Source organism: Pseudomonas sp. Con_6 (assembly GCF_059379395.1).
In genome coordinates, this window is record NZ_CM182011.1 from 5,932,235 (window position 1) to 5,945,042 (window position 12,808).

The window sequence follows — 12,808 nt, forward strand, 5'->3', positions numbered from 1 at the left end:
CTCAGACCTCGACCCAGCGCCGCAGCAGGTTGTGGTAAGTGCCGGTGAGTTGCAGCAGCGCCGGATGCTCCGGCACATCGGCGGTGAGTTGCTGGATCGCACTGTCCATCTCGAACAGCATCGCCCGCTGGCTGTCCTCGCGGACCAGGCTCTGGGTCCAGAAGAACGCCGCGTAACGGGCGCCACGGGTCACCGGGTTGACCCGGTGCAGGCTGGTACCCGGGTACAGGACCATGTCCCCCGCCGCCAGCTTGACCCGCTGCAGGCCGTAGGTGTCCTGGATCTCCAGTTCGCCACCGTCGTAATCCTCGGGGTCGCTGAAGAACAGGGTCGAGGACAGGTCGGTACGCACCCGCTCCACACTGCCGCGCGGCTGACGTACCGCGTTGTCGATGTGGAAACCGAAGTTGCCACCCTCGCGATAGCAGTTGATCAGCGGCGGAAACACCTTGTGCGGCAGCGCCGCGGACATGAAGCGCGGGGTGTTCCACAGACGCTCGATCATCGCCGTGCCGATTTCCTTGGCCAGCGGATGTCCCTCGGGCAGTTGCAGGTTGTGCTTGGCCTTGGCCGACTGGTAGCCGGCCGTGATCTTGCCGTCAGCCCAGTCGGTCTGCTCCAGCGCCTCGCGGATACGCAGCACTTCCTCGCGATTGAACAGCCCGGGAATGTGTAAAAGCATGGCGGTCTGGCACCTGAGCAGAAAAGGATGCCAATGGTATTGATTCCTATCTGCCAGCCACAAGCCCCGTCCGAGGGGTGGACGTTGATCCTTGGCAAAAATTCGTGAAAAAGATGTAAAGAATGTAAATGCCAGTTCTTCTCAATTGTGAGTGTCTATCACTTGCTCTTATATTCCGCCCCCTCGAAACCTTGGGAGGGGGTCCACCTGATGTCGCGTCAATTCGTACCAGCCACTGTCAGTTCACCACGCTTGCTCGCATCCGCCATCGGTGTCGCCATCACCGCAACGTCCGCCGCACACATGGCTTACGCCGACGAGCCCGTCGCTGCCAGCAAGAAGGATGGTTCGATCGCCCTCGATGCCACCAGCATCACCGGCCAGGCCGAGCAGGCCAGCACCGACTACAAGGTGGAACGCGCTTCCTCGCAGAAGTACACCGCGCCGCTGGTGGACACGCCGCGTTCGGTGACCGTGATTCCGCAACAGGTCCTCAAGGACACCAATGCCCTGACCCTGCAGGACGCCCTGCGCACCGTGCCGGGCATCACCTTCGGTGCCGGTGAAGGCGGTAACCCGCAAGGTGACCGGCCATTCATCCGCGGCTTCGACTCGCAGAGCGATACCTATATCGACGGCGTGCGCGACACCGGTGCACAGACCCGCGAAATCTTCGCCGTGGAATCCATCGAAGTCAGCAAGGGCCCGAACTCCGCGATCGGCGGCCGTGGCGCGGCCGGTGGCAGCATCAACCTGGTGAGCAAGAAGGCGCACCTGGGCAACTCCCTCGATGGCGGCTTCACCTGGGGCTCCGACCAGACCCAGCGCTACACCTTCGATGGCAACTACCAGTTCAGCGACACCGTCGCCGGCCGCCTGAACCTGATGAGCCACGAAAGCAACGTCGCTGGCCGCGACAAGGTCAACTACGATCGCTGGGGCATCGCGCCGTCGCTGGCCTTTGGCCTGGGCACCGACACCCGCGTCAACCTCGACTGGTACCACGTCGAAAGCGATGACCTGCCGGATTCCGGCATTCCCTACTCGATCCCGGCCGCCGGCAGCACCGCGCGCACATCGGCACACCCGAGCAAGCCGATCGACGGTGGCGACAGCAGCAACTTCTATGGCCTGACCAACCGCGATTTCCGCAAGGCGCGCACCGACATCGCCACCATCGCCATCGAGCACGACCTGAGCGACGCACTGACCATCAAGAACACCCTGCGCCACGGCAACTCGATGCAGGACTACATCCTCACCCAGCCGGACGACAGCCAGCGCAACGTCAACAACGGCAGCGTGTGGCGCCGGGCCAACACCCGGGTGGGCAACACCGCCACCACCACCAACCAGACCGACCTGTTCGGCGACTTCTACATCGCCGGCTTCAAGAACAGCTTCTCCACCGGTATCGAGCTGAGCCGCGAAGAGAGCAAGCGTTCGGCCTACAACGTCAACACCGACACCACGCCGCTGACGCCAATCACCACAGCCACCCCGTCCAGCACCAACTGCACCGTGGGCACCATTGCGTCCAGCGGCTACAACTGCACCTCGCTGAGCAACCCGAACCCGGACGATCCGTGGAACGGTGCGATCTCGCGCAACTACGCCGGTACCACCACCAAGAGCAAGACCCGCGCGATCTACGTGTTCGACACCCTGGAGCTGACCCCGCAGTGGCTGGTCAACATGGGCCTGCGCTACGACCACTTCGAAACCGAGTACCGTACCTACACCGCCAACGGTGCCACCAGCGTCAGCACCAAAGGCGTGCGTGCCGAAGGCGAGGACACCAGCGAGTTCGTCACCGGCCAACTGGGCCTGGTGTGGAAACCGGCAGACAACGGCAGCATCTATGTCTCCTACGCCACCTCCGCGACACCGCCGGGCGCCATGCTCGGCGAAGGCCAGGAAGGCAACCTGCTGCCTAACAGCACCGATCGCAGCGGCAACCTGCTGGGCAGCGACATGGAGCCGGAAGAAACCACCAACTACGAGATCGGTACCAAGTGGGACCTGCTGGACAACCGCCTGTCCCTGACCGGCGCGATCTTCCGCACCGAGAAGGACAACGCCCGCGTCCAGGTCGATGCCACCACCTACGAGAACGTCGGTACCACCCGCGTCGACGGCATCGAGCTGTCGGCCAGCGGCAAGATCACCGACAAGTGGCAGGTCTTCGCCGGCTACACCTACCTGGAAGGTCGCCAGATCGACGGCGGTGCCGTGAACAAGGCCTACGATGGCAACCAGTTGCCTAACCTGCCGAACAACGCAGCCAGCCTGTGGACCACCTACCAGGTCACGCCGAAGCTGACCATCGGCGGCGGCGCCTTCTACACCGACGAGGTCTACGGCAGCGTGGCCAACACCACCATGGTCGACAGCTACGTGCGCTACGACGCCATGGCCGCCTACAAGCTGAGCAAGAACGTCGACTTGCAGCTCAACGTGCAGAACCTGACCAACGAGGTCTACTACGACAAGGCGTACAGCACCCACTTCGCCAACCAGGCGGCGGGTCGTACCACCCTGCTGACCACCAGCTTCCACTTCTAAGGGTCGCTTCCGGTCAAGCCCCGCTCATTCAGATGAGCGGGGCTTTTGTGTATCAAGGCATAATGCGCGAGTAATTCGCATTCCCAGAAATATCAGGTGGTCGCTGTGCTGAAAAAGACGTTGTTCCAACTGCACTGGTTCTTCGGCATCACGGCCGGCCTGGTGCTGGCGCTGATGGGCATCACCGGGGCGGCCTATTCCTTCCAGGACGAGATCCTCCGGGCCATGAACCCGCAGGTGCTCAAGGTCCAGGTACAGGACGGCGGCGTCCTCGCCCCGGCCGAGCTGGTGCGCCGCGTCGAGGCCACCGAGGGCAAGAAGGTCGCCATGCTCTGGATCGAGACCCACAGCGATGCCGCAGCGCGGGTGTTCTTCACCCCGCCGCCGGGCGAGCGCCGTGGCCAACTGCGCTATGTCGACCCGTACACCGGTGCGTTCCAGGGCGACGTGGTCGGCCTGGACTTCTTCAACCTGATGCTCAACCTGCACCGCTTCCTCGCCATCGGCGATACCGGCCGGCAGATCACCGGCGCCTGCACCCTGATCCTGGTGTTCTTCTGCCTCTCCGGCCTGTACCTGCGCTGGCCGCGCCAGGCGCTGAACTGGCGGGTCTGGCTGACCCTCGACTGGGCCAAGAAGGGCCGTGCGTTCAACTGGGACCTGCACGCCGTGTTCGGTACCTGGTGCCTGTTGTTCTATCTGCTGTTCGCCCTCACCGGGCTGTTCTGGTCCTACGAGTGGTACCGCGAAGGCCTGAACAAGCTGCTGGCGGACAAGCCGCCGGCCGGCCAGGAACAGAAGCGCGGCGAAGGACGTCGCGGCCATGGTGGCCCGCCCAAGCCCGATGCCAACGCCCCGGCACTGGTGGTCGACTACGACGCCATCTGGGCCAGCCTGCAACAGGCCGCCGGCCCCGGCCTGGCCGCCTACAACCTGCGCCTGCCACCGGCGGGCGGTCAGCCGGCGATGCTCTTCTACCTGCTGGACGACGCCGCCCACGAGCGCGCCTTCAACACCCTGACCCTCGACCCGGCCACCGGCAAGGTCAAGCGGATCGAGGTGTACACCGACAAGTCGTTCAAGGCGCAGTTGCTGGCCAGCGTCTACGCCCTGCACGTGGGCAGCTATTTCGGCCTGCCGGGACGGATCATCGTGTCCATCGCCAGCCTGACCATGCCGCTGTTCTTCGTCACCGGCTGGTTGCTGTATCTCGATCGTCGACGCAAGAAGCGCCAGGTCCGTGCCGCGCGTAGCAGCCTGACTTCGGGTGGCGAACAGAAGGACAGCTGGTTGGTGGGCTTCGCCAGCCAGAGCGGTTTCGCCGAGCAACTGGCCTGGCAAAGCGCCGGGCAACTGCAGGCCGCTGGCCTGCCGGTGCGCGTGCAATCGCTGGCGAGCCTGAGCGAAGACGACCTGCGTCAGAGCCAGCGTGCGCTGTTCGTGGTCAGTACCTTCGGCGATGGCGAAGCACCGGACAGTGCCCGCGGTTTCGAGCGCAAGGTGCTGGGCCAGCCATGGTCGCTGGAAGGCCTGAACTACTCGTTGCTGGCGCTCGGCGACCGCCAGTACCCGCACTTCTGCGGCTTCGCCCGGCGCCTGCACGCCTGGCTCGGCGAACGCGGCGCCCAGGCCCGTTTCGCCCCGGTAGAAGTGGACAGTGCCGACCCGGCAGCCCTGCAACGCTGGCAGCAACAACTGGCCGAGTTGAGCGGCAGTGTCCATGTGCCCGCCTGGCAGGCACCGAGCTATGAGTCCTGGACCTTGAACCGTCGCGAACTGCTCAACCCGGGCAGCCAGGGCCTTCCGGTGTTCCTGCTCGGCCTGAATCCACCGTCAGCGGTGCAATGGGATGCCGGCGACCTGGTAGAGATCCTGCCACGCCAGGCGCCCCGGCGTATCGAGCAGTTCCTCGCCGGCCTCGGCCTGGATGCCGATGCCGTGGTCCAGGTGGACGGCTTGCGCGAGCCGCTGTCCGTGGCCCTGGCCAGCCGGCAATTGCCGGTCGGTCGCGAGCATCTGGTGGGGCTGCATGCCCAGGCGCTGGTGGATGCCCTGATTCCGCTGGATGCCCGTGAGTACTCCATCGCATCCATCGCTGCCGATGGCGTACTGGAACTGATCGTGCGCCAGGAACGGCACCCGGACGGGTCGCTGGGTCTGGCGTCGGGGTGGCTGACCGAGCATATGGCGCTGGGCGGCACGGTGAGCCTGCGCCTGCGCCGCAACAGCGGCTTCCACCTGCCGGCGGAACCGGCGCCGATGATCCTGATCGGTAACGGTACCGGGCTGGCGGGCCTGCGTAGCTTGCTCAAGGCGCGCATCGCCAGTGGCGAGGAGCGCAACTGGCTACTGTTCGGCGAACGTAATCGCGCGCAGGACTTTCTTTGCGGGGATGAATTGCAGGGCTGGCTGGCAAGCCGTGATCTGGCACGGCTGGACCTGGCGTTCTCGCGGGACCAGGCGGAGAAGGTGTATGTGCAGGACCTGCTGCGCGAGCAGTCGGGCAAGTTGCAGCACTGGCTGGACCAAGGCGCTGCGATCTATGTCTGCGGGAGTTTGCAAGGCATGGCGGGGGGTGTGGATGCTGCGCTCAACGAGTTGCTGGGCAGTAGCAGGGTCGAGGCGCTGATCGAGGAAGGGCGTTATCGGCGCGATGTCTATTGAGGTCTTGAGGGCCTCATCGCGGGCAACGCCCGCTCCCACAAGGACCGCGTGTGCCGCGAAACTTGTGGGAGCGGGCGTTGCCCGCGAGAGGCCCTCAAGCCATCAATGCAGTTCGAAACTGTCGGCATCCAGGTTTGCCGGAAACTTCGTGCGGTAGGCCGCCAGGTCCGCCGCACTCAGTTCCACGGTAAACACCCCGTCCGCTTCCCCCGCGCTCAGCAGGCTTTCACCCTGGAAATCCAGCACCTGGCTGTCGCCGCTATAGGCAAAGCCCTTGCCATCGGTGCCCACCCGGTTCACCGCCGCCACATAGCACAGGTTCTCGATCCCCCGCGCCGGCAGCAACCGGTTCCAGTGCAGACGCCGCGCCGCCGGCCAGTTGGCGGTATACAGCAGCAGGTCGGTGTCCTGGGCATCACGGCTCCACACCGGGAAACGCAGGTCGTAGCAGATCAGCGGCCGCACCCGCCACCCCTTGAGCTCGAACTGCACCTGGCGCTCGCCCGGGGTGTAGTGCTTGTGCTCGCCGGCCATGCGGAACAGGTGGCGCTTGTCGTAGTGCAGGATCTCGCCATCCGGTCGCGCCCACAGCAGGCGGTTGCGATGGCTGCCATCGGCGGCCTGGATGATCACGCTGCCGGTGATCACCGCGTCGATCCGCGCCGCCTGGGCCTTGAGCCAGGCATAGGTCGGCCCGTTCTCCGGCTCGGCCAGGCGCTCGGATTCCATGGAAAAACCGGTGGTGAACATCTCTGGCAGGATCACCAGGTCAGCACCGCGGGCCTGGTCCAGCAGGGTTTCAAAATGCTCGTAGTTGGCCTGGCGGTCCTGCCAGATCAGGCTGGTCTGGACCAGGGCAACTTTCAAATCAGGCAGGCTGCTCAGATCGCGCATAGTTTCTCCGCTGCCTCGCGCAGCGTCTCCTCGCGTTTTGCAAAACACAGGCGCACCAGGCGCTGTTCAGGAATGGGTTGCTGGTAGAACACCGACACCGGGATGGTCGCCACGCCGTGTTCGCGGGTCAGCCACAGGGCCATGTCGACATCGTTCAGGTCGGGGCGGATCGCCGAGTAGTCCACCAACTGGAAATAGGTGCCGGGCGACCGGCGGAAGCTGAAGCGCGACGGCGCCAGCAGGTCGCAGAACAGGTCGCGCTTGGCCTGGTAGAACCCTGGCAGTTCGTCGATGTGTTCGGGATGCTCGGCCATGAAATCGGCCAGCGCCCATTGCAGCGGGGTCACGCCGCAGAAATTGACGTACTGGTGAATCTTGCGCATTTCCGCACTGAGGGCCGGCGGCGCGATCACGTAGCCGGTCTTCCAGCCGGTGACGTGGTAGGTCTTGCCGAACGAGCTGACTACGAAGGCGCGCTGATACAAGGCCTCATGGCTGAGCACGCTGGCATGGGCAACGCCGTCGAACACCAGGTGCTCGTAGACCTCGTCGCTGATCAGGTAGATATCGCGGTCGGCGATCAGGGCCGCCAGTTGGTCCAGGTCGGCGCGGGTGATCAGCGCGCCGCTGGGGTTGTGCGGCGAGTTGATGATGACCATGCGCGTCTTCGCGCTCAGGGCATCGCTGAATTTCTGCCAGTCGATGCTGAAGTCCACCGGATCCAGTTGCACATGCACGCAGCGGCCACCGGCCAGCTCCACGGACGGCTCGTAGCTGTCGTAGCTAGGGTCGAAGACGATCACTTCGTCACCGGCGCGGATCACCGCCTGGATCGCACAGAAGATACCTTCGGTCGCCCCTGGGACGATGGTCACTTCGCTGTCGGCATCGACGCTGACGCCATAGTGCCGGGCAATCTTCGCCGCTACCTGCTGGCGCAACGCTGGCAAGCCGGTCATCGGCGAATACTGGTTGTGCCCTGCACTGACATGCCGTCCTACCGCATCGAGCAGGGCCTGCGGGCCATTGAAGTCGGGAAACCCCTGGGACAGGTTCAACGCGCCGGTCTGCACGGCGAGCTGAGACATGGTGGTGAAGATGGTCGTGCCGACATTCGGCAGCTTGCTGCTGATCATGAAACCCTCTTTCCTGCGGACCCGGCCCAAGGGCGGTAGACCACCGAGCATAGCGGATCGACGGATCGGGAAAAAGGTTGTAACACACGGCCAGCGGGGGGCGCTGACCGGGATCAAGAAGTGCGGCGGCGCAGGATTCGACCCTGCGCCGCCACGTGCTTACTTGCGCTTGTCCTTGCGCTTCTTCTCGGCTTTCTTGTGGTGCGACATCAGCCGGCGCTTCTTGTTGACCTGGCGGTCGGTGAGGGTGTTCTTGTTGCCCTCGAACGGGTTGTCGCTGCCCTTGTACTCGATGCGGATCGGCGTGCCGACCAGCTTCAGCACGCGGCGGTAGGTGTTTTCCAGGTAACGCGAGTACGAGCGCGGGACCTTCTCCACCTGGTTGCCGTGGATCACGATGATCGGCGGGTTGGCGCCACCCAGGTGGGCATAACGCAACTTGATGCGACGGCCGTTGACCATCGGCGGCTGGTGCTCGCTCACCGCGTCTTCGAGAATCTGGGTCAGGCGGCTGGTCGGCCAGCGGGTAACCGCCGACTTGAACGAGTTCTGCACCGACTGGTACAGGTTGCCGACGCCGGTGCCGTGCAGGGCCGAGATGAAGTGGATGTCGGCGAAGTCGACGAAGAACAGCCGGCGCTCGAGCTCGGTCTTCACGTAGTCGCGCTCGCCCGGTTGCATGCCGTCCCACTTGTTCAGGGCGATGACGATGGCACGACCGGCCTCGAGGGCGAAGCCCAGCAGGTTGAGATCATGGTCGACCACGCCTTCGCGGGCATCCATGACGAAGATCACCACGTTGGCGTCCTTGATCGCCTGCAGGGTCTTCACCACGGAGAACTTCTCGACTTCCTCGTGGATCTTGCCGCGTTTGCGCACCCCGGCGGTGTCGATCAGGGTGTACTTCTCGTCGTTACGCTCGAACGGGATGTAGATACTGTCACGGGTGGTGCCGGGCTCGTCGTAGACCACCACGCGCTCTTCGCCAAGCATGCGGTTGACCAGGGTCGACTTGCCAACGTTCGGGCGGCCGATGATGGCGATCTTGATCCCATCTTTCTCGCTCGGACCAGGAATGCGGGTGGCTTCCTCGCCTTCGGCGACGTTCTCGTCAAGGGACTCTTCTTCGGCGTCGCGCGGCACGTCACCGAGGACGATTTCCATCATCGCGTTGATGCCACGGCCCTGGGAGCCGGCCACCGGGATGGCGTTGCCCATGCCCATCGGGGCGAATTCGGCGCGGGCGGTGTCCGGATCGATGTTGTCGACCTTGTTCGCCACCAGGAACGACTGTTTATTCCGCTTGCGCAGGTGCTCGGCGATCATCTGATCGGCAGCGGTCAGACCGGCACGGGCGTCCACCAGGAACAGCACGTAGTCGGCTTCCTCGATGGCCATCAGCGACTGCTCGGCCATTTTCTCGTCCATGCCCGCCTCGTCACCGGTGATACCGCCGGTGTCGATGAGGATGTAGGAACGGCCCTGCCAGCGCGCTTCGCCGTACTGGCGGTCACGGGTCAGGCCCGAGAGATCGCCGACGATGGCGTCGCGGGTCTTGGTCAGGCGGTTGAACATGGTGGACTTGCCGACGTTCGGGCGACCCACCAGGGCGATTACGGGAACCATGCGGCTCTCCATTTGCGTAAATTCAGAAAATACAAAGGCCGCTGCGAGGCAGCGGCCGAAGTTCGGGGCGTCGTCTCACGACGTCGCAGCCCGGGGCCCGAAGGCCCCAAGCATAGACTTACTTGATGGTCAGCGCCTCAAGGGTGCCGCTGTTGCCATACACGTAAATCATGTTGCCATCGACCAGCGGACGGGCGCGCAGGCCGTCGCTGTCAATGCGCTCGCGGCCGACGAAGCGGCCGTCCACCTGACTCAGCAGGTGCAGGTAACCTTCCAGGTCACCGACTGCCACGTAGCTGGAGAAGACTTCTGGCGCCGACAGTTGACGACGGGCCAGTTGGTCATTGCTCCACAGCGCCGAGGACGAACGCTCGTCGATCCCTTCGACGGTGCCCGAGGCCTCGCTCACGTAGACGTTGCCGAAGCCCTGGGCGACGCCAGTGTAGCTGGAGGCATCGCGCTGCCACAGCACGCGGCCGCTTTCCAGGTCCAGGCCGGCGACGCGGCCCTGGTAGGTGGCGACGTACAGGGTGCCACCGGATAGCAGCAGGCCGCCGTCGATGTCCACCACGCGCTCCAGTTCCGAACGACCTTGAGGTACCGCTACGCGCTGTTCCCACACCGGCACGCCGTTGCTGGTATCCAGGGCGATGACCTTGCCGCTGGACAGGCCAGCGACCGCCAGGCGGTTGGTCACGATAGGTGCGCCGGTACCGCGCAGGGTCAGTACGGCAGGGGTACTGTCGTAGATCCAGCGGCGGTCGCCGGTGGCGGCGTCGAGGCCGATCACGCGGTCGTCCTGGGTCTGCACCACGACGATGTCACCATTGGTCGCTGGCGGGGCCAGCACTTCGCTGGTGACCCGCGCGGTCCATTTCTGTTCGCCGGTGCTGGAATCCAGGGCAATGACCTCACCCTTGAGGGTACCCAGCAGGACCATGCCATAACCCACGCCAACGGCGCCGGAGATCGGCTTTTCCAGATCCTTCTTCCACACCACGTCGCCGTTCATGCGGTTCAGCGACATCACCACGCCGGTTACGTCAGAGGCGTAGATGCGGTCGTTCTCGATGGCCGGCACCAGCATGTTCCAGGTGTCGCCCTGACCGTCACCGATCGAACGGCTCCACTGCTTCTGCAGGACCACTTCCTCGGTGAACTTGGTCAGCTCGGCCGGTGGCAGTTCCTTCTTGCTGTTGCTGCTGCAACCCGCGGCCAGGATGGCCAGGGTCAGCACTGCTGCATGTTTCCAACCGATCACGTCACGCATCCCCTTTGGCCAGGTCGTCGAGCTTGAGTTGCAGGCCACCTACCGCGTCGTCATCGGACAGCGCGGCCTTGGCCTTTTGATATGCAGCATGAGCATCATCGGTGCGGCCCAACTGCACCAGCAGGTCGCCCTTGAGCTCCTCGCGGGTGGCGACGAAGGCCTTGTCGGTATCGCCGTCGAGCAGCTTCAGGGCCTCGTCGGCCTTGTTCTGCGCAGCCAGCACGCGGGCCAGGCGCTGACGGGCAACTTCGCCCAGGGTCGCGTTGGCCGGCTTGTCGTAGATGCTTTTCAGCTCGGCAGCGGCATCGTCCAGCTTGCCGCTGTCCACCGCGACCTTGGCCACGAACAGGCTGCCGTACTGGGCGTAGGCGGTACCGCCGAACTCGCTCTTCAGCTTACCCGACAGCTCGGCAACCTTGGCCGCGTCCGGCGTGCCGGTCGGCGTCAGCGAGGTCTCCAGCAGGGCCTGATACAGGTTCGAAGCGCCTTGCGACTGGTTGGTCTGGTACTTGTGCCAGGCCTGCCAGCCGAACACGATCACCAGGGCCAGGAGGCCGCCGGTTACCAGTGGCTTGCCGTTGCGCTCCCACCAGTCCTTGACCGTGGCCAGTGTTTCATCATCGGTACTCGACACCCCAATACTCCTTTCGACAATTCGGCTGTGGGCGCTTCACGCCTGCGCGAGGGAAGCTTCCAGGTGCTCGGCCAGAGCATCCCAGGCAATGTTCTGTTGTTCACCCTGACCACGCAGGGGTTTGAAACCTACCACTTGTTGGGCCAGTTCGTCCTCTCCGAGGATCAAGGCGTACAGAGCGTTACTCTTGTCGGCCTTTTTGAACTGGCTCTTGAAGCTGCCGCCGCCGGCATTGACCTGCAGGCGCAGGTTCGGCAGGCGGTCGCGAAGTTTTTCGCTGAGCTGCAGGCCAGCCAGTTCGGCTTGTTCACCGAAGGCGCAGAGGTAGACGTCGACCTGGCGGGAGATCGACTCCGGCACCAGTTCCAGGGTTTCCAGGAGCAGGATCAGGCGCTCGATGCCCATGGCAAAACCGACGCCCGTGGTCGGCTTGCCGCCCATCTGCTCGACCAGGCCGTCGTAGCGGCCGCCGGCGCAGACGGTGCCCTGGGCGCCGAGCTTGTCGGTGACCCACTCGAACACGGTCTTGCTGTAGTAGTCGAGGCCACGCACCAGCTTGGTGTTGATCACGTACGGGATGCCGGCGGCATCCAGGCGCGACTTCAGGCCTTCGAAGTGAATGCGGGATTCTTCGTCCAGGTACTCTTCCAGCTTCGGCGCACCGACCAGGGCGGCCTGAGTCTTGGCGTCCTTGCTGTCGAGGATGCGCAGCGGGTTGGTTTTGAGGCGGCGCAGGCTGTCTTCGTCCAATTGGTCGAGACGGGCGGAGAGGAACTCCACCAGCGCTTCGCGATAACGGGCGCGGGCTTCGCTGGTGCCGAGGCTGTTCAATTCCAGGGTTACCGCGTCGCGCAGGCCGAGCAGGCCCCACAGGCGCCAGGTCAGGGCGATCAGTTCGGCGTCGATATCCGGACCGGCAAGGTTGAACACCTCCACGCCAATCTGGTGGAACTGGCGATAACGGCCCTTCTGTGGACGCTCGTGGCGGAACATCTGGCCGATGTACCAGAGTTTCTGCACCTGCTCGTTACCGCTGATGCCGTGCTCCAGCACAGCGCGTACGCAGGCCGCGGTGCCTTCCGGACGCAGGGTCAGGGAGTCGCCGTTGCGGTCGTTGAAGGTATACATCTCCTTCTCGACGATGTCGGTGACTTCACCGATGGAGCGCTTGAAAAGCTCGGTAAACTCGACGATCGGCGTGCGGATCTGGCGATAGCCATAGGTATCCAGCAGACCTGCCACGGTGCCTTCAAAATAGCGCCACAGGGGCGTCTGCTCGGGCAGGATGTCGTTCATGCCACGGATGGCTTGCAGCGATTTGCTCACGAAAAATCCTT

The 12,808-nt window shown here is 64.2% G+C and carries 9 protein-coding genes; 2 read left to right on the forward strand and 7 right to left on the reverse strand.

From position 1 onward, the window contains the following. Position 1 precedes the first annotated feature (1 nt). The gene (locus AC5QPF_RS26765) at positions 2 to 682 is read right to left on the reverse strand and encodes a Fe2+-dependent dioxygenase (RefSeq protein WP_494960657.1); all 681 of its coding nucleotides are present in this window, start codon (positions 680 to 682) and stop codon (positions 2 to 4) included. 210 nt (positions 683 to 892) lie between these two features. Here AC5QPF_RS26765 and AC5QPF_RS26770 point away from each other — a divergent pair, with 210 nt between their 5' ends. After that, entirely contained in the window at positions 893 to 3,247 is a 2,355-nt protein-coding gene (locus AC5QPF_RS26770; RefSeq protein WP_494960658.1) for a TonB-dependent siderophore receptor, read from the forward strand. A gap of 105 nt (positions 3,248 to 3,352) precedes the next feature. Further along, positions 3,353 to 5,911 carry a PepSY domain-containing protein gene (locus tag AC5QPF_RS26775; protein WP_494960659.1) on the forward strand — a complete coding sequence of 853 codons (2,559 nt, stop codon included), beginning with the start codon at positions 3,353 to 3,355 and terminating at the stop codon, positions 5,909 to 5,911. A 102-nt stretch (positions 5,912 to 6,013) separates the two neighbouring features. On the opposite strand, the gene AC5QPF_RS26780 is transcribed toward AC5QPF_RS26775, so the two are convergent. The 6 genes from AC5QPF_RS26780 to hisS form a co-directional block, all read right to left on the reverse strand. Continuing rightward, on the reverse strand, positions 6,014 to 6,805 hold the full coding sequence (locus tag AC5QPF_RS26780) for an amidohydrolase (protein ID WP_494960660.1): 792 nt from the start codon (positions 6,803 to 6,805) through the stop codon (positions 6,014 to 6,016). Next, entirely contained in the window at positions 6,793 to 7,941 is a 1,149-nt protein-coding gene (locus AC5QPF_RS26785; protein WP_494960661.1) for a methionine aminotransferase, read from the reverse strand. Before AC5QPF_RS26785 ends, AC5QPF_RS26780 begins: the two co-directional genes overlap by 13 nt. Positions 7,942 to 8,100: 159 nt before the next feature. Then, complete coding sequence (der, locus tag AC5QPF_RS26790; RefSeq protein ID WP_494960662.1) at positions 8,101 to 9,567, reverse strand: ribosome biogenesis GTPase Der; 1,467 nt, start codon at positions 9,565 to 9,567, stop codon at positions 8,101 to 8,103. Positions 9,568 to 9,685: 118 nt separating this feature from the next. Then, a complete protein-coding gene (gene bamB, locus AC5QPF_RS26795) occupies positions 9,686 to 10,837 on the reverse strand; it encodes an outer membrane protein assembly factor BamB (protein WP_494960663.1) in 1,152 nt (383 codons plus the stop codon). Then, positions 10,830 to 11,471 carry a tetratricopeptide repeat protein gene (locus AC5QPF_RS26800; protein WP_494960664.1) on the reverse strand — a complete coding sequence of 214 codons (642 nt, stop codon included), beginning with the start codon at positions 11,469 to 11,471 and terminating at the stop codon, positions 10,830 to 10,832. Before AC5QPF_RS26800 ends, bamB begins: the two co-directional genes overlap by 8 nt. A gap of 36 nt (positions 11,472 to 11,507) precedes the next feature. Further along, a complete protein-coding gene (hisS, locus tag AC5QPF_RS26805) occupies positions 11,508 to 12,797 on the reverse strand; it encodes a histidine--tRNA ligase (RefSeq protein WP_494960665.1) in 1,290 nt (429 codons plus the stop codon). Positions 12,798 to 12,808 lie beyond the last annotated feature (11 nt).

What these genes read in the sequence shown, in the direction of transcription:
- AC5QPF_RS26765 (WP_494960657.1), bottom strand. Translation starts at nt 682, where the DNA reads ATGCTTTTACACATTCCCGGGCTGTTCAATCGCGAGGAAGTGCTGCGT.
- AC5QPF_RS26770 (WP_494960658.1), top strand. Translation starts at nt 893, where the DNA reads ATGTCGCGTCAATTCGTACCAGCCACTGTCAGTTCACCACGCTTGCTC.
- AC5QPF_RS26780 (WP_494960660.1), bottom strand. Translation starts at nt 6,805, where the DNA reads ATGCGCGATCTGAGCAGCCTGCCTGATTTGAAAGTTGCCCTGGTCCAG.
- AC5QPF_RS26785 (WP_494960661.1), bottom strand. Translation starts at nt 7,941, where the DNA reads ATGATCAGCAGCAAGCTGCCGAATGTCGGCACGACCATCTTCACCACC.
- der (WP_494960662.1), bottom strand. Translation starts at nt 9,567, where the DNA reads ATGGTTCCCGTAATCGCCCTGGTGGGTCGCCCGAACGTCGGCAAGTCC.
- bamB (WP_494960663.1), bottom strand. Translation starts at nt 10,837, where the DNA reads ATGCGTGACGTGATCGGTTGGAAACATGCAGCAGTGCTGACCCTGGCC.